16 protein-coding genes are annotated in these 16,495 nt (G+C 59.7%); all 16 read right to left on the reverse strand.

Annotated features, from left to right (window positions below; translation table 11 throughout):
• Window positions 1-3 precede the first annotated feature (3 nt).
• The 16 genes from NKJ28_RS00430 to NKJ28_RS00505 all read right to left on the reverse strand — a co-directional run bounded on the left by NKJ28_RS00430 (window position 4) and on the right by NKJ28_RS00505 (window position 16,470).
• Complete coding sequence (locus NKJ28_RS00430) at window positions 4-693, reverse strand: hypothetical protein (protein ID WP_352633496.1); 690 nt, start codon at window positions 691-693, stop codon at window positions 4-6.
• Window positions 690-968, reverse strand: coding sequence for a hypothetical protein (locus tag NKJ28_RS00435; protein WP_352633498.1), 279 nt, complete (start codon window positions 966-968; stop codon window positions 690-692). The genes NKJ28_RS00430 and NKJ28_RS00435 overlap by 4 nt, the downstream gene beginning before the upstream one ends.
• Complete coding sequence (locus NKJ28_RS00440; RefSeq protein WP_352633500.1) at window positions 968-1,489, reverse strand: peptidoglycan recognition protein family protein; 522 nt, start codon at window positions 1,487-1,489, stop codon at window positions 968-970. The genes NKJ28_RS00435 and NKJ28_RS00440 overlap by 1 nt, the downstream gene beginning before the upstream one ends.
• Window positions 1,486-1,686 (reverse strand): hypothetical protein, encoded by a 201-nt coding sequence (locus tag NKJ28_RS00445; RefSeq protein WP_352633502.1) that lies wholly within the window; start codon window positions 1,684-1,686, stop codon window positions 1,486-1,488. The genes NKJ28_RS00440 and NKJ28_RS00445 overlap by 4 nt, the downstream gene beginning before the upstream one ends.
• Window positions 1,687-1,757: 71 nt before the next feature.
• Window positions 1,758-2,417, reverse strand: a complete 660-nt coding sequence (locus NKJ28_RS00450; RefSeq protein ID WP_352633504.1) for a hypothetical protein — start codon at window positions 2,415-2,417, stop codon at window positions 1,758-1,760.
• The gene (locus NKJ28_RS00455) at window positions 2,417-3,349 is read right to left on the reverse strand and encodes a hypothetical protein (protein WP_352633506.1); all 933 of its coding nucleotides are present in this window, start codon (window positions 3,347-3,349) and stop codon (window positions 2,417-2,419) included. Before NKJ28_RS00455 ends, NKJ28_RS00450 begins: the two co-directional genes overlap by 1 nt.
• A 5-nt stretch (window positions 3,350-3,354) precedes the next feature.
• Window positions 3,355-3,738, reverse strand: a complete 384-nt coding sequence (locus tag NKJ28_RS00460) for a phage tail fiber protein (RefSeq protein WP_352633508.1) — start codon at window positions 3,736-3,738, stop codon at window positions 3,355-3,357.
• A gap of 21 nt (window positions 3,739-3,759) precedes the next feature.
• Entirely contained in the window at window positions 3,760-6,153 is a 2,394-nt protein-coding gene (locus tag NKJ28_RS00465; RefSeq protein ID WP_352633510.1) for a phage tail protein, read from the reverse strand.
• Between the two features lie 31 nt (window positions 6,154-6,184).
• Window positions 6,185-6,394: a hypothetical protein gene (locus tag NKJ28_RS00470; RefSeq protein ID WP_352633512.1), complete on the reverse strand. Its 210-nt coding sequence runs from the start codon at window positions 6,392-6,394 to the stop codon at window positions 6,185-6,187.
• A complete protein-coding gene (locus NKJ28_RS00475; RefSeq protein ID WP_352633514.1) occupies window positions 6,391-6,633 on the reverse strand; it encodes a hypothetical protein in 243 nt (80 codons plus the stop codon). Before NKJ28_RS00475 ends, NKJ28_RS00470 begins: the two co-directional genes overlap by 4 nt.
• A gap of 50 nt (window positions 6,634-6,683) precedes the next feature.
• Window positions 6,684-7,592, reverse strand: coding sequence for a phage BR0599 family protein (locus NKJ28_RS00480; RefSeq protein ID WP_352633516.1), 909 nt, complete (start codon window positions 7,590-7,592; stop codon window positions 6,684-6,686).
• 14 nt (window positions 7,593-7,606) lie between these two features.
• Window positions 7,607-9,181, reverse strand: coding sequence for a hypothetical protein (locus tag NKJ28_RS00485; RefSeq protein WP_352633518.1), 1,575 nt, complete (start codon window positions 9,179-9,181; stop codon window positions 7,607-7,609).
• Entirely contained in the window at window positions 9,181-11,100 is a 1,920-nt protein-coding gene (locus NKJ28_RS00490; protein ID WP_352633520.1) for a phage tail protein, read from the reverse strand. Before NKJ28_RS00490 ends, NKJ28_RS00485 begins: the two co-directional genes overlap by 1 nt.
• Before the next feature lies 1 nt (window position 11,101).
• Window positions 11,102-12,403, reverse strand: coding sequence for a hypothetical protein (locus NKJ28_RS00495; protein WP_352633522.1), 1,302 nt, complete (start codon window positions 12,401-12,403; stop codon window positions 11,102-11,104).
• A gap of 55 nt (window positions 12,404-12,458) precedes the next feature.
• Complete coding sequence (locus NKJ28_RS00500; protein WP_352633523.1) at window positions 12,459-16,247, reverse strand: phage tail length tape measure family protein; 3,789 nt, start codon at window positions 16,245-16,247, stop codon at window positions 12,459-12,461.
• The gene (locus NKJ28_RS00505) at window positions 16,237-16,470 is read right to left on the reverse strand and encodes a hypothetical protein (RefSeq protein WP_352633525.1); all 234 of its coding nucleotides are present in this window, start codon (window positions 16,468-16,470) and stop codon (window positions 16,237-16,239) included. The genes NKJ28_RS00500 and NKJ28_RS00505 overlap by 11 nt, the downstream gene beginning before the upstream one ends.
• Window positions 16,471-16,495 lie beyond the last annotated feature (25 nt).

Here is a 16,495-nt window from a genome sequence, read left to right on the forward strand (position 1 = left end):
ATCCTATGAGAACGCCATGGCGTTGATGTAACGGGTTTGCGAGTCGGTGAAGGAAGTCGCCATCTGAAGCATGGCGGTCTGAATAGAAGTGAGGGGTCCAACGGCGTCCGCTATGGTGGCGATGTTCGCCCCAACCGTGATCACCATGTCGATGTGCTCGGCAACGGTTGTGACTGGTTCGATGATGGCCTCGATCGCAGACCTATCTGCCGCCACCGCCACGCGGTCGAGACCGGTCTGCACACGATCCTCTCCGATCGCGAGACGATCTGCGGCAACTAATGCCGCATCATCGTGCGCCTTCAGGGCGGCAGCCTGCGCCAGGATGACGGCCGTCCGAGCATCATCGACCTTCGACGGGGCAACCAGTTCGGAGATGGCAGTCAAATCGGCCGTAGCGGCGTCGGGTACGGCGACGACAAACGTGGCGTAGCGCTCCCGGTTCCACAACTCGGGCCCGACCGCGATGCTGCACCAATAGACAGTCCCCGCCCTGCCATCCACGTTCGGCCAGAGAGGGATGCTGATGTGGCCGGCCGGGTCTGTATCGACGCTCACTGACACCGGCAGCACGATGTTTGAGTCGTCGTAGTCTCGGTGCGTCAGCTTGAACGTGACGGTCGCCGGATAGCTCGGCGTGCCGTCAGGATTGAGGATCGTACCGGTGACAAGGCAGGTGTCCAAGGCGCTCATTGCACGTCGTCTCCTTGCGCCGGATCGGCGGGAACATCTGAGATGAAGGTGGAAGCGGTGCCCGGCAGCATGGCTTTGAGCATCTGCCTCAAATCCATATGTCCGATGCCCATGTAGGCGCCGCTGATAGCGAGGATGAGACCGATCGCGGTTGCTGCCACGTAGGCGGCCTGCGCATAAAGGATGGAGAGGAACACCGCTGCCCAGGCTAACGCCGTGTTGGCGATGACCATGCGCTTGGTAAACCGGCGCGACGAAGACTTCGGCGGGCTCATCAAAGCTTCGCCTTGACCTCGGCACGGAAGCGATCACCGCACTCACGTGCCGTGTCGAACGCCGGATCGAACGGCAGCTTAGCGATGTCCCATTTGCCGCGCTGCTGGATACCGAGATTTGCCTGGACCTCGGCGTGGGACAGCACTGTCCTCGGGCCAACGGGGATCGTGTAGCGGCGACAGAGTTGGGCGACGACACTGGATGCCATGTCCCACTGCGTCTTCGTCAGCGGCTGTGTGCCAGCCTTGAACGGCCGCTCGATCGCGCCGGCCATGGCGCACAGGGAAACACCGATCGAGCCGGTGTTGCAGTTGAGCGTGTGCGCGGCGTAACCGCTTTTCGCCTTGGGCAAGGTGTTGAGGTCGATCGTCGGGATGCCCCGGATTAGGCGACCGTCGTCCTCGATCAGGACGTGGTAGTGCTTTCGGTCAAACTCAGTCGCCTTGTGGGAGCCGGCCGTCCAGTGGAGAATCGCCCGCTGGATGGTCGCGTTCGGCAGCCAGTCGCCGGGAATGTTCATCCTGCAATCCTTTTCGCTTGGCGGCGCCGCCAGTTGACAAGCTCGATCATGCAGTGGTTCGGCTCGACCAGTCGGTGCATGACCTGGCAGAACAGACACTGGGTGCCGTAGCCTTCGGCCATTCGGGCGCACAAAGTCTGATCGGCACGCCCGCCGAACAGCCGGTTCAACAGACCCGAGAGACGATAGAAGTTCATGCTGCCGGCGCCTTGTGAGGTTCCGGCAATCAATCGCACGTTTTTACGTGACTATCAAGTTAAACGTGATTTCAACTGATCGGTGAAATAGCGTAGGTAAAGGCGACGCATTTGACGGACGACCCGAGTGTGAGAACGCCGGGGTCTTCTACCGAGCCCGTGGCCGTTTTCTCGGCCGATGAAACTCTGTAAAGATTGGTCGTGCTGGCACCGGTAAGGCCGTTGGAATAGCCGCTCGAATAGGCCGATGCCGTTGTCGTGGGATAGTCGGCGCCAGCGATCCACAGATACTTCTTCGAGCCCCCCCCTGGTGTCAGCGATGGAGGATCGGGGTTAAGAGTGGTCGCCACCGTCGGGGTGCCGAATTCAATCACTCCAGACGTGGCGGAAATCTCACGCATGATCGAGCAGGTGGCGTTGTTGCCATGTGTAATCGTGACGCCAGTCTCGCCGCCAGCCGCAATCTTGTAGAAAATACCAAGCGTCTGCGTCCCGCCGTTTGAGATGTTGCCCGAAGGCCATAGCGTGTAGCCTGCTGGCGTCGTGGGGGCCGCTGCGTTGGTCTCGCAAACGAACTCAATGACGATAAGGTTTCCGGCTGTCGCAGCGGCCCATGTCAGCACAGTGGAGGTAGCGCGCGCAGCCGATCCTGAAGCGACTCGCTGCACCACGTTCGGTGCCACCGAGGCACCCATGGTGGCCAATAGTGCCATTTGGCTGACGGATGCCATTACGTGAGTCCTACGCCAGAGATTCGCCAGCGGGTAGCGGAGACCTTGAGCGCGGTAGCCTGGCCTCCCGAGGCCAGTGTACGCGAGCCTGTGCTGCCGGCCGCCCCGACCAGCACCAAAGTGTCGGTGTCGATGGCGATCGTAATGACGCCTGCGCCGATATCGTTGTCGAAGGTCAGTGCTGTTCCGTTCGGGTAAGGAACAGCGGCATTCGAGGGGATTGTGAAAATGCGCGCCGTCGCGTCGGCAGGCGGGTGATAGATCGCCTTACCCCCGTCGCTGAGTACAAGTCCATAAGCTGCGCTTTGGCTGTTGATCCGAATCAGCGACGAAAGCTGCGCATCGTACGCTTGAACGTTGGTGCCGATCACCAGACCGAGAAGCGTCCGCATGGCCGCATAGTCGGCGGCAGAGACTAGCGAACGGCCGTTGGCAGAGGCGTCGGTGATGTCGGCCACGGCGATTGCCAGGGCCACCTTTAGTGCGGCCGCGCTGATCGCACCGGTGAGCGCGGCGACCGAGAGCACCGCATCTGTGGGCGTGCGAAGCTCGACCCAATTTGCCAGTGTCGTCGCAGGCGCGGTCTTGAGGATGTAGGACTTGTTCAGGTCCGAGCGAACAGCGATGTCGCCGCGCTGCGCCGTCAGGGCCAGCATAGCGGCCTGAGACGCGATCTCGAAAGTATCCGTGATCGCCAGCGCCGGCAGGATCGCTTCATCAAGCAAGCCGCCCGCATCGAGCACTGGCACGTTTCCGGCGCCAGTGCCGGTGTTCTTGGTCGCAGCCGTACCGATGTCTTCCGCGAGCTTGGCACTGTCAGCGAGGTTCTTGGCGATGGTGCGAATATCGGCTGGCGTGATGTCGCCGGTCGTGTTGTCGTTGAGATTGGTGTCGGCATCGCTGTTAAGCTGAGCCCTGGTGCGCACGGCCATAGCGTTTAATCCTGTCCCATGATGATGCTGCCGATCGGGAAGCTGATCGTGTCACCGTCGTTGATGATAATCGAACTGATGGCCTTCCAGGCGAGCAGGTTGCCCGCCGTCAAGGCATCGAAAACACCGACATGGGTGATGGTGCCGAAGTTCGCACCGGTCGCCAGGAAGTCGATGAGGTTCGTGTTCGCCATTGCCCCACCGGCAGCGGCTCCGAACGTCACAGCCTTGCGCGCATAGCCGCCGCCAGCGACCTGCGTCCCGCCGCCCGCGTCGGTGGGCGCTGCTGTGTAGAGCGCCAGATAGATGGTCGCGGTCGACGTATAGGGCGTGTTCCGAAACACGTGATCGAGGATTTTGTTTTCGAGATAGTCGGAAAAATCAGCCATGTGCGTTGATCCTGATGGGGTTTAGCGGAAGCCTGCCGAGAAGCCCGACGTGAAGGCTCGCGCGCGTGACGCGGAAAGTGAACCGCCGCCCTGGAAGGACACCGAGCGGAGGATTTTCTTCCTAGGCGAGATGGTCATTGAGCCGGCGCCGTTTATCGTGGCGTCGCTGAAGAAGCGCGTGATCAGGTAGACGAGCAGACTCATTGCCTGAAGCGATTGAAGCCCGTCCCGCTCTGCCGTTACTGAGATGCGGGCGCGCCTGATGCCTGCCACGTCAGTGAGCGGAATGACCTTGGATGATCCGGCCAGCATCGAGTAAGTGACGATCGGCGCACCGGCTTCGGTGGTCACCATGACTTTCGACGTCTGGCCCACTTCGCCGGCAACGCCCGAATCGTTCCACTTCATCGCCTGCGTGGACTCGAGTACCCGGTTGCGGTTTGCCCACGTCACCGTCAGTTCGGTTGCGTCGTTCGCATCGACAATCCCGAAGCCCACGCCATTGACCTGGACGTTCGCAGGCCGGTTCGGCAGGTAGGGGCGCTCGGTCAACGAGACATTCACCTGCGGCGTGTCTTCCAAGTCGAGTTGCCCGGATGTGGTTTTGGTCTGAATCCAGTAGGCGGTGTCCTCGAAGGCGGAACGTATCGTATCGTCGACCACAGGGACCGCTGGCGGGATGACGAAGGCTCGCGTGCCTACCGGCCAGTTGCGCGGGATCGTATCGAGCATTCCACGGTTGAGATGATATCCGTCTTCGTCGATCGCCTGCACGGTGGCGATCTCCGTGTATTCGTCTGGACCTAGGCCGATCAGGATGAAACTGCCGGCGATCGGCTCGGGGCCGCGCAATCCGGTGAGTTCTGGTATCACGGTTTCCGATTCAGCGATCAAGCCGGTAAGGATTGCCCAGGTGCCGCGATAGGGGCCGCTTCCGAGAGATTCCCGCGTCGTGGTGCCGTTGACATCGGTCACATTCGACACGAGGTCGTAGCCAACATCATCATCGCTGTCGGCGCCTACGGTCACCGCGCTCAGGACTTCCGGGTAGACCAGTTCAGACGGATCGCTGAGCGACAGCGCTGCCGCCGTCATGAACGCTGGTGCGGTGCCCAACTGGTAATAGGTTGCCGCCGTTGGTGGCAGCGATGGATTGACCCACGCGGTATCGCCAGGGACCAGGTAGCTCGCATGATCGAGACCGAATATGTCCTCGTAGAGGGTTAGGTCGACCGTATTCTCGCCCTTGTTGACCTCGGAGACGCGAAACACGATCTCATCGATGTTGAACTGCGGCCAGGATACCTTCACCACGTCGTTGGCAACCGTGTCCCAAAAAGCGCGGGTGACGGTTGCCTCGCAGGTGGCAATGGGATTGACCATAGTGGCCAAATCGCGATCGGCTAGCTTGATGGCCAATGCCTCGGAGGCCACGCCATAGTAGTTTTGCGATGACGAGACGACGCCACCCTCGGCCGCGATGCCGGCGAGGTCTTGCGACGAGACTGTTGCTTCCTTGCCGGTCTCAGGGTTCGTGTAGGTGACGACGATTTCGTTGGAAATCTCACCCCAAGCCTTGCGCTTGAACGACGACAGTTTCGCATTGCTCGGATCGATGATCGGCAGCGCGTCAACGTCGTAGTCGCCGCGCAGAAGCTTGAGCGTGTGCTTGCCGGTCGAAGGGTTGACGAACAACGCGGCCTGAATATGCGTGAGAATTTCGCCGATAAACTTGCCGACTTCGCTTTGCCGGGTCCAGATCATGTTGAGGCCGAAGCCTTCGTTGTAGAGCGTCTGCGCGGCGGCCTCGAACGTCGGCTTGTCGATCGCACTCGGCAGTTCGCCCATACCCCAACCGGTGTTGGTGAGGCATTCGTAGATCATGTGCGCCGGATTCGAGGCGTACTGCTGATTGCCCTTCGAATCGTCCGGTATGCGAAGCATGGCAATGGCGGGATTCAGACCGATGGAGGGTCGCCGCACACGCGCTGACAATGCCCGCAAATAGGGATTGTTGGCGCCTAAATAGAAACCGCTTTTGTTGTTGCCAGGGTTACCGGAAAGGCCCGGTATAATGCCCGGCACCCACCAGGGCGGACTGCTCGGCTCAGATGCTGCTTTCGTGCCGGTCAGAAAGATGCTGGTCAGGCCCCGGAAACCAGGGCACGTTGCACTGGTCAGCCCAAGTTTCGTGGCCAAGGTCTCGGGCATGGTCTGGTCTGACTTGCCCGGCAACCACCAGACGAGACCTTTGACGCCGCCCTCTTTCTTGAGGCCGCCGAACAAGCTCGGCTTGTTGATGGGGAACACAGCCTGATCGGCCGCATCGCCGCGCCAGAATTCCTTTTCACCGTATTTTAGAGCTATCAGGCTGAGCCCTTCGCCAGCGGCGCAGATGCCCACGTGCAGTGACATCGTGTATTCGTGGATTTCAACCTTGCTGGATTTACCGCCCATCGGATGCGCCCTTGGCACGGATGGATTCAACCACGCGATCGATCACCGCGTCATACCCGTAGCCGCGCAATTCCGATGCTTTGGCGCCCTCGCGGATGAACTTGGTGAAGTCCAGCCCTGCGGTCTCGAAACCCTTCTTCGCGCCCTTGACGCAGTATAGGACGCGGATGTCGGCGATGGTGAGATGGGGATCGGTCACGCGTTAATCTCCCGCGTCGTGGTTGCCTTCTCGCCGTACCAGACGATGTTGACGCCGGTCACTTCGATCTCGCCGAACACCACCGGAATGGGCCGGCCGCCTTCTGCGGTCGGACTGTCCATGTCGGTGACTTCATCGGTCTTCTCGCTCTTGGACTTCGGCATCAGCAGATAGCCGAGTGCCTGCAAGGCAATGCCGATGATGAGGTTGATCAACAGAGGGATTAGGAAGAACGGCATGAGGTAGACCTATCGCATAATATCACGTGTTTGTCACGTTAAACGTGATTTTAATAGAACTGGTTTTTCTGCGACAGCGGGTTTTCCAGGGGTATGAACGGTTGACCGCCGTAGTTGCGGATATTTGAACCACCGGCCACGCTGTCGATGTGCTGGTTGCAGCCGCTCATCTGACGATTGCAGCCACGGATCACCGACAAGGTTGTGCCAGGCGCAAGCCCTCTGCCGGCGCCACGGACTGTGATCACCAGCCCTGCGGGATGCACGGCCGAGATTGTCCGCAGTTCCTTCTGGCCCGTGTCGGAATTCGCCCATTCGAGCAACCCACCAACGTATTGTGCGTAGGTCGCGCCGAGGCTGGCATCCATCGTGATCACGTTGCGAACGACTGAAACCGTTTGCCGCGTCACAGTTGCGGCGGCCTTGCTCGCACCGCAACTGGTCGCGTCGTAGAGCGCGTGCGGACAGCCGAGTTGGTAGTTGCGCCGCAATCCCGGCCGCTTGATCGATGTGGAGACCGGCACGCACGACAAATCGAGTTCGTTGTCCTTGTAGGCACCGCTGGTGATGCGACCGAGCCAGACAGCGGGGAAATTCCCCACGGTCACGGCATCGCCCACGTGGCCTTCGAAGATCGTCAGGTTGACCACCTGAGACGGCGGATAGGCGAGGAACAGTGTGTCCATCTCCGAGCCGAGCGCCATCGACACCGTGAGGTCGGACTTGTCCAGCGTGCCGTCATGCGACAGGTCGCTCTTTTTGATTGGCCAAGGGTGAAAGGTCGTGTTGATCGAGTTTCCTTCGCTGTCGAGAATCGGTCGAACGATATCGGTCTCACCGTCGCAAAAAGCGAACGGGCCGAGCGGCACATCAGCGGTTTCGTTTTCAGCACCCCGGATAAGATAGAGGGTGATTGGCGCGCCGCTGTAGCGACTGGATTCTCGGGTGTCGAACGTCATTGTCGAATTGATCCTTAAAGGCTGTCCGGGATGCCAAAGATGTAGTAGCGCATCCCCAGCGCCGGGTTATTATCGGGGTAGACCGGATTGGTGCCGCCACCATCCATATCGTAAGGATTGCTGCCCGCCATGTAGAAATCCACACTGGTCTCATGCAGATTTGCCCACGAGCTTCTGGCGGTGCATCGGCCGGTCCATGAGCCGGCGTCGACGAAGACCTGATGTATTCCGTTATCGCTATTGGACGGGACCCTGTTGTCTTCCGGGAACACCACAATTTGCTTGACGAATGGTTTGAATTTAGGGTCCGGATTGGCAAAAGAGACGGTGGCCATCCGTTCACCCTTGTAGCGAGCACCGCTGGCGACCACGGTCGGAAAGTCAGTCGGCCAAACAAGCCACCCTTCCGCGATGATCGGCATATAGGCCAGACGCGTGTCGATGATGATGTCGTTCAGGCCCGGCGCGAGATCGGACGAGCCTGGGCGCTTGATCTGGATGAAGTCTTGCACCCCATCGTTGCCCTTCAGGAGCACCTTCTTGCCGCCTGTCGTGTGAGCCTGGTCGTCGGAGGCGTGAATGACATAACGAACTGTGATCGCAGATTCCGCGAGGTTTGTGATCAGAATGCTCTGTGCCTGTACCTTGTAGGTGAACCCCAACTCTTGGTCTTCGCCCGTGCCAATGAAGTAAGGCGGGTTCCAGAATTCGGCATCGGCCTGCCGTTTGACATGAAAATCCATGGAAGTCAGGATGCTGAGTGGCAGCGGCGTATTGATTGTCACCGTCCCGCCGAGCGCGATGTTTACGTCCCCAGCCGCCATGATTTTGGCCGGGATTTTGTCCTCGTGGAAGATGTAGTGGTTGGGGTCCGTGTCATTAACGTCGCGCCCCGGCAATGCGAGGCGGGTCGTCGTGGGGCTCAGAAGCAGCACCTGCTGACCAGAAACGGGTGTCGTTGAGTAATCTGGCAGAGGAACGTCGCGTATTGGCAGACGCCACACGGTTTCGACATAACTTTTGCCGCTGGAGGTGAAAATCCTGTAGCATTCCCTGCGATAGTCATTCCAGTTTAGGTTCCTAAACCCTACCGTCCAATTGGCGATTTTGCCATTCATGCTTACTATTTTGCCGCTATAATTGCCCAGTGTTTTATCAAGCAGCGGTCCCTTAAAAGTATCGGTCGTTCCTGCTTCAAGTTGCTTATACTCGACCAGCGGCATATACCCAAAGCCCCAGAATTCTTTGAATAGATGCTTAGACCAGTTACCATACTCGCCCTCGTTGTAAATTTGGCCTCCGCAAGTATTTCCCATGACGCCGCCGGAGTTTGTGGTGATTGGCGTGGTCCAGTGAAAATCACCTGGATTAAAGAACCAAACACTCATACCGTTCCAGCCGCTGCCGCCGTAGGTTATGTGCAATTCGGTGATCATATACTCGATATGACTGAGCTTCGTGTTCTCGCTGTCGAACTGAAACTTGCCGACGTTGGAGGACGGCTCGGTACGCAAATCGGTCCCATTATCCAGCGCAATGCGCAGCGCTGGGTTCCCATTTGCATGAATTCCGAATCCGAGTTTAGGCATCAGGGCACCGCAATGGAGATGAAGCCGGCGTCCAGGTCGATGATCATTGTGCCGGCAAGGTTCTGCAAAAGGCCCGTCGTTACAGTTCCGAGATCAGCGGAGATCGCTGACAGAGCAGTGACATCCAATCTATCCGCAGTGACAGCGCCAGCCGCGAGCAGAAGGGTCGTGATCGAATTCGCCTTCATCTGAGCGGTATCGACCGAGCCAGTTTTGATGTGCGAGCCGTCGATGATCGTGCGACCATAGTCTGTCACGAGGTCCAGGCCGCCCTTGTAGGTGGCCAGCACAACACGATCGGCCTGGAACGCGGTGGCCACCGTCGTCGTCGCGGCGAGCGTCGTGCCGCCCTTGACGTAATAGACGTACAGGGTGCCGGTGGTCCAAATTGCAGATGAGCCCGAGGCGATGTTGAACGTAGCGACATTTCCATCGTCGCCGATGTACTTGATCGTGCCTGCAGACCACGCGACGCGGTTGGTGGCCGGCTTGTTCGATTCGAATTCCAAGCCTTCGATGGTGAGCCCGCGCTGACCAAATGATGCCTTATCGGCCGTCACACTGCCCACGGACAGCATTGCGCCGTCAATGTATGTGCCGCCACCGGCAATCCAGTTCGACAGATCGACGCCCGTTGAGATCGAGATGCTACCAGGCAGAATTTTCGTCGAGCCGAGATTCACGCCCGCTGCCGGATCGTCGATCCTGTAAGTGCCATTGACCAGTATCTCCCCGGTCATGGTGGTGCCGGCGATCAGCTTGGCCGCGTCGAGGTCTGTGATGTGAGCGTCTTCAATGACCGCGTTGGCGATCTGCGCAGAACCGGTGATGACAGCATCATCCGCGACCAACTGGTTGGCGCCGATCGTCTGCGCCAGGATGAGGCCGCCGTCCGTGAACGCCTTGCCGAGGACAAGCTGCAAGTCTGTCCCGCCTCGGTAGATGGCGAGAATGACGGAGTCGTCGGCGTAGAGTTGGGTGAGCGAGGTCGTCGTGGTGATTTCGGTGGCGCCCGGCACATAGCAGACGTAGACCGTACCGCTGATCCAATCCACTTGTCCGCTCGGCAGCGCCTGGATTGTCGGCTCTTCACCCGACAGGCCGAAACTGATGTTGCCAGCGGTCCATTCCAGGCGGTTGCCGGTGTCCTGCCCTGGCGCGAACGTCACTCCGATGAGCGCAACCTTGATTTCACCGCGCAGTTCTCCGGTCGTGGCGTTGGCGACCGTTGACCACGGCGAAACGTTCCCAGACGTGTCGACGGCGCGAACCCAAAAGTTCAGCGCTGTCCCCATGTCCAATCCGGCCCGAACGAAATTGTTCGCCAGCGTCGTGTGCGAAGGCGTGGCGCTTTCGAGTGGCGTAGCATTGCTGGCGCTCTCGTAAAGCTCGTAGCGCGCCAGGTCGCTTTCGGTATTGGCAATCCAGGTGATCCAGATCGATTCGAGGCCGGCGTTGATCTGGATGCCGATCGGCATGGCAGGCGGGATGTCATCGGCCGCCGTGGTGTGCGTCACCGGAGCGCAGTACAAGGACGGATTGCCCGATTTATCGACGGCTCGGAGCCACGCGCTATACGCGACGTTTGGCTTGGCCGCCATCGTGTAGATTTCGGCGGACGTCTGAAGTCCGATCCAACTGCCGTCACCCTCTTTGACTTGGAAATCGTAATACAGGAAGTCACCTTCGCTGTTGAAATCCCAGGCGATCGTCAGGATTGTAACGCCATCGACGATCTCGGACGTGAGCGTCAGACCTTCAGGAACGGCCGGTGGCGTGGTATCGATCAGCGCGGCGATATCCTCTGGCGTAACCGATCCGAGGGCACCAGTGGCGGCGCCTGCGATCAGCAGGTTCAACTTCTCCCTGATGCTGAGACCAGATTCGCCGTTCTCGATGAGGTTGATTACGACCGGCATCTCAATCCTGCCAAACCGAGCCGTCTTGCCACTGACCGTTGTCGCGCCACTGGCCGGTTGCCAGAATCCAGTTGTTGCCGAAACTATCCTCGGAGGCGAGGTTGGCCAGCGTGACAAAGGACAGCGAAATGTTGGCCACGCCGTTGCTGATCCACTGAATGGTGAACGCGTCCTGCGCGAAGCGCGCCACGAACATCCACGAGATCGACGCAATCTGATCTGCGGTGGTGCCGATCAGGTCGGTGGTGGCGATCAGCGTGTCACCGCTGTCGGTGGTCATGCCGGTAATTTCGTGAGGGATCAGGTCGCCGCTCTTGGTTCGGATCAACAGGGATCGGTGAGCGTTGTCCGCACCGTACGCGTCGAAGAACTCTGTCCCGGTGACCCTGATGTTGTGGCCGGTCACGATTTCCACTGGCGGGAAGTCGTTGCCCCAAGTCGAGACGAAGATTTCGCCGGCCCGGCCTTTGGCGCGCAGAAAGACATCGAGCATAGCTATGGCGTCGGCATGGGAAACCGCCAGGTAATTTGCCGTCAGCGTCCGTGAGATGGCAGGAACCGGCGTGAAGGTCTTCGTGACGCCACGGCCGTAGTCGACGGTCTCGAAGGCGAGATTAAAGACCATTTGTGGCTGCTGCAGATAGTTCGGTTTCCGCAGAAGCACGTAGCGGCCATAGAAGATCGCGGCTGGACCGAAAAATTGCGTGGTCTCTGCGTCGGGACCATCGTCGATTGGCAGCGGGTCCGGTGTGCGGACAACTGTGCCGGGCTCGACATCGAGCTTGAGCGCCGACGTGGCAGCGAGCGTAGTGTAGATCGATAGCGTGGTGCTCTTGCCAAGCGACGCCGGCAGCAGCGGAAGAAGTTGCGCGCCATGGCCGACTGAGCCGACGACACCAGTGGTCAAGACAACCTGGTTGCCGGAGACGAAATCAACGATGATCTTGCGAGCCTGTCGGCCAGACAGAAGGGCGCAAGTCATGCTGCCCGTAAGCCAGGCAGGAACGCGATCCACGGTCAGAACTGTCCCGCCGTTTGCGACCGTTTCTATCAGGATCGCGCTGTCAGCCGAGAAGTCACTGATCTCAACTTTGCCGTCTCTTGCCAGGTGAAGCGCGTCGGAGAAGCCCCGAAGCCGGTCACCATCGAGCAGCACTGCGGCTTCGATCGAGCGCCGAGGCTGGACGCGCAAAGACCGACGCTGCTCACTACCATCGCGGGTCGTGAAAACGTCGGTCTTGAACTCGTAGGTGTCCCGCACACCGTTCTGCCAGTTGGGGACGATGGGAAGAAATACGGCCATGCGTGTCTTTCACGTATATGCGTGAAAATACCTTCTAGCGTGATTTTTGCAAGCGCTAAGTGTTGTTGATCGCGGCCGCCACTTTCCGCGAATTCCTGGTGAGGAAATTCAGGAAGATGCGTTCACCGGCCACGTTCGAAAGAGCGTGTTCGAGCAAGTCGGCAGGATCGAAGAGATTGATGTTTTTCAAGTTCACAGCCTGCCCTTGTCCTTGGCCTCTGCCGCCGCCACCAGCAACAGCGCCTCCATTGCTGACGTGGCGCGGATCGTCCCTCGTGATCACTTCTTCATCCTTGAGAGCGATGATCGGAACCTCGTTTGGCCCGAGGCCGGCGATGCCACCACCGTGGAAGCGCTGGGCGCCAGCAAAGATCATCGGATTGACGGCCTTGCTGCCCGAGCCTGACGAACTGCCGACGACACCGCCCCCGTGGAACAACGAAGTAATGAAGCCGCCAATCCCGCCGCTGCCGCCAGCGCCTGAGATGGCATTGAACAGCGCCTGTTTGATGATCGCCTTGCCGATCTCGATCAGGAATTCCGCTATCCCCTGAAGGAGCGCATTGAAGAACGCCTGTACGGCGTTCTCGCCATCGGCAATCGCCTGCGCGAACGCGCCGAATGCATTGGCGCCGATGTCCGCCAGTTCCTCGTTGATCTGCTGCGCCTGCGGCAGAAACTGCTTGTCGAGCTTCTGCAGCGTCTGGCCGATGCCGTCGTTGATAGCCCGTAGCTTTGCGATTTCCTGCTCGGCACCGCTGCCGCCGATCGCCTGCCAAAAGGCAATAGCGAGCGGAATGGCTTCTTTCAGCTTTTCTTCGACGCTGCCGATCTGGCCGATAACGTCCTGCACCTTGCCTTGATCACCGGCCGTTTGCGCAATCTGCAAGCTTTCGAACAGCGCTGTGCGCTGTGCGACCAGGCGATTCACCGCATCGTTCGCATGTTGAAGATCGAACTGCGCGGCGGCCTGTTGCTTTACCAGGTTGATCTGCTGCTGCGTAAGTTCGACACCGGCCTTCTTGGCGCGGACTTCTTCGTCGGTGAGAGCCTTCGCAATGAACGCTTCCCGATTTTCCTTCGTCTTGAAATCCAGTTCCGCTGCGGCAGCTTCGGCACGAGCGTTGAAATCCCTCTCGTATTCCTGCGTCTTCTTGGCCTGTTCAGCGATACCTGCGTAGGCGGCAAGGACACCCTCGGCTTTCGCCTTGTGGGCATCCATCTGCTCGCTGACTTTATCGAGCACAGTGCCCGGCGTGCCACCGTTCCTTTCATCCGAAGCATTGATCTTGGATGCGCTGCCGGCGTTGATTGCTGCGTAAATCTGCAACAAGCTGTCGCCGGCTTTGACACCGGCATCGCTTAGATACTTGCCAGCGGCTTCGACCTGAGCCTCGACTGACGAATTCTGGTTGACACCATACCTCGCCTGATTCTCGGGACTGAACTGGATAAGTCCCGCGTATTTGCCGCCCGCGCCACCCATGATCGCGGGATTGAACGTGCCTTTTGTCTCGAAGGAAATCGCGGTCAGCAGGTCTTTGGCGCTGAGTTGCATCTTCTCGGCGAGCGCCGAAACGGCAGCCACCAGTGCAGCCATCTGCGCGCCCTGCGGCGTCCCGCGTTGCGCGGTGTATTGCGCCTCATAGTTGACGTGGGTTGCGTCGAACGCCATCCCCGCCTGATTACGGATTTGCTTCGTCTGCTCGGCCGTGAGATCGAGTACGTCCTGGTTGAGCGCCTTGGCCTTTTCCAGCGCGGCATTCTTCGCCTTCAGCAATTCGGCTTCGATGTAACGCTCGCGATTCGTAAGCTCGACCTGCTTGGTTTCGAGCAGCAGCGCTTCACCCTGTTTGTCGATGACTTCCTGGATGTCCAGGCGAGCCTTCTTGTCGGCCTCGGTGAGCGCGCCTGCTTCTTGCTGCGCAAGGCTGCCATCCTTGATGGCCTCAAGCTCGGCGCGGCGCGCATCGACGATCTCCGCGAGCGCGGCGCGCTGCGCTTCCAATGCGCCGATATCGGCGTAGACGGTATGACCCTCCTCCAGGAGTGCTTTTTGCTCGGCAAGCGTCGCGTTGATCTCGACGAGCTTTGCGCGTGCAGCCTCTAGGTCGGGCGTACCACCCACCGCATTGGCGACATTGTTGGCGACATCCGCCACGGCCTTCACGTCTTGGGCAAACAGTTTCAGTTGCCGTGCCGCGAAGCCAAGGACGCCGGAACGCTCGATCGCGGTGACGAGATTATCCCAGGCTTCGGCCATCGCATCGGTCGCCTGAGTCCATTCGGACGCTTCCCCGGCAGATGCGGCCAGCTTGCCAGCCAGTGCTGCCTGCGCGAAGCTCATCGCACCCGTGGTGTCGCCGGCCTTTTCCATGGCCCGGATCGTTTCAAGCTGCGATGCGGTGAGGAAGTTGAGTTCCTTGTCGAGGTCCCTGACATCCTCGACCGTGCCAGAGAATGCGGTGGAGAGGCGTTTGCCGGCCTCACCAACGCCCTCGCCGGTTACGTCATCCAGTTGCTTCGCCAGCTTAGCAAGAGGCTCGAAATCCTTCTGCGAAATGCCGTCTTTGACAAACTGCTTGATGATGGTTCGGGCAGCATCGGTCGCAATGCCGAATTCACCCATTCTCTGAGTCGCGTTCGCCAGTTCCTCGGCGCTGTAACGGCTGCCGTCCGCCGAGAGCGCGAGTTCCCTTGAGAAAATCTGGATCGACTCGGACAACGCGTGCATCCGCATCGCAGCGGCGATGAACGGCGACAGCACAGCGGTCACGCCGGTTAGGATAGGGATCGAACGGGCGAGCGCCACCATGACGCCCGGCCAGATTTGCGCGAACTGTCCCGCCTGCTGGGCGAGAATCTGCAACGGCGCCTGGCCCATGGCGAGACCGGACACAACGTCGTTGACCTGGTAGCCGAGGTTGGTCAACTGCCACGGCTTGAGGCCGAAGACTTCAACGTCTTGCGCATCGCCCTTGGCACCGCCCTTGGCACCGCCTCTGCCGCGTTGGCGGGTGAGCGATTCAGTTGCCGCGTCAGTCTTGGCCTTGAGCGCGCCCTGCGCGGTGGCCGCCGTTTTCGAGGCTGCCGTCAACTTGTTCAACTGTGTTGCAGCGTCCGCAACCGCCACGGCTTCCCTGTCTGCCGCTTCTGCGTTTCGGATGAACGCTGCGAAACCCGATTGCGTCGGATTATTCAGCCGCTCCTGAATCTGCGCCTTCAGCGCAGCGACTGCCGCTGCTTTTTCGTCGGCAGCCCGAACCCTGTTTATGGCATCGACATAGCGTGACCAGTGGGCGAAGCCAGACTGGACAACGGCGTTGAGTCGCTGCTGTATTTCCACCTTCCGTGCGGCGACCGCAGCAGCTCGTTCCTCGGCAGCAGCACTCGCAACCAGTGCGGTCTTAGCGGCGTCCGCAGCACCTGCCTCTCGCTGCATGGCGGTAGCGAGACGATCGAACGCGGCATAGCCGGTTGTTGCCGCACTGTTGATCTGGCCGAGCGCTGCGCGCTTCGTCTGAATGGCGGCAGCCGCCTCGCGCGAGCGGTCGCGGACAAGCTTGATGGTCTCGCCAAGCTCGCGCATCTCGGCCGCGCTCAGCGAGCCGGCCTTGGATGCATTGGCCTGGACGGCGCGGTAGCGTTCGACTTCGGAGTTCAGTCGCTTGTAATTGGCAACTGCGGCGTTGAGTTCGCCTTCTGCCACGCCGAGGACCGCCCGGCGACCCGAAGCCTTGGCAGCGGCGGACAGTCTGGTCTGCTGCTGCTCAAGGTTCTTCAGGACTTTGGAATATTCGTCGCGCGCCTTGACGGCGAATTCTACGACTCTTTCACGTGCCATCAATCATGCCCTTCAGGTGCTTGGTCAGTTCCTTGGCGGCTTTCTTGGTAGCGGCAGGCTTCACGCTCATGTTCGGGATGCTGGAGAGCGCCATCTGCAAGAGTGAGATTTCCGAGGCCATTTGAGCGTTGATGCGTCTGACCACGTAGCTCGCTTCTGCAAAAACCATCCACACTGGATAGGTGAGTGCGGTAGGGTGTCCGTGATCGAGCAATAGGCTCACTTGGCGGCGGACACCCTCTATCCAG

This window comes from Mesorhizobium sp. M0145 (genome assembly GCF_040322355.1).
Classification (GTDB): Bacteria; Pseudomonadota; Alphaproteobacteria; order Rhizobiales; family Rhizobiaceae; genus Mesorhizobium.

Bases quoted from the DNA above. Each gene is read 5' to 3' on its own strand.
- NKJ28_RS00430 (WP_352633496.1), bottom strand. From the start codon at position 693: ATGAGCGCCTTGGACACCTGCCTTGTCACCGGTACGATCCTCAATCCT.
- NKJ28_RS00435 (WP_352633498.1), bottom strand. From the start codon at position 968: ATGAGCCCGCCGAAGTCTTCGTCGCGCCGGTTTACCAAGCGCATGGTC.
- NKJ28_RS00440 (WP_352633500.1), bottom strand. From the start codon at position 1,489: ATGAACATTCCCGGCGACTGGCTGCCGAACGCGACCATCCAGCGGGCG.
- NKJ28_RS00445 (WP_352633502.1), bottom strand. From the start codon at position 1,686: ATGAACTTCTATCGTCTCTCGGGTCTGTTGAACCGGCTGTTCGGCGGG.
- NKJ28_RS00450 (WP_352633504.1), bottom strand. From the start codon at position 2,417: ATGGCATCCGTCAGCCAAATGGCACTATTGGCCACCATGGGTGCCTCG.
- NKJ28_RS00455 (WP_352633506.1), bottom strand. From the start codon at position 3,349: ATGGCCGTGCGCACCAGGGCTCAGCTTAACAGCGATGCCGACACCAAT.
- NKJ28_RS00460 (WP_352633508.1), bottom strand. From the start codon at position 3,738: ATGGCTGATTTTTCCGACTATCTCGAAAACAAAATCCTCGATCACGTG.
- NKJ28_RS00465 (WP_352633510.1), bottom strand. From the start codon at position 6,153: ATGTCACTGCACGTGGGCATCTGCGCCGCTGGCGAAGGGCTCAGCCTG.
- NKJ28_RS00475 (WP_352633514.1), bottom strand. From the start codon at position 6,633: ATGCCGTTCTTCCTAATCCCTCTGTTGATCAACCTCATCATCGGCATT.
- NKJ28_RS00480 (WP_352633516.1), bottom strand. From the start codon at position 7,592: ATGACGTTCGACACCCGAGAATCCAGTCGCTACAGCGGCGCGCCAATC.
- NKJ28_RS00485 (WP_352633518.1), bottom strand. From the start codon at position 9,181: ATGCCTAAACTCGGATTCGGAATTCATGCAAATGGGAACCCAGCGCTG.
- NKJ28_RS00490 (WP_352633520.1), bottom strand. From the start codon at position 11,100: ATGCCGGTCGTAATCAACCTCATCGAGAACGGCGAATCTGGTCTCAGC.
- NKJ28_RS00495 (WP_352633522.1), bottom strand. From the start codon at position 12,403: ATGGCCGTATTTCTTCCCATCGTCCCCAACTGGCAGAACGGTGTGCGG.
- NKJ28_RS00500 (WP_352633523.1), bottom strand. From the start codon at position 16,247: ATGGCACGTGAAAGAGTCGTAGAATTCGCCGTCAAGGCGCGCGACGAA.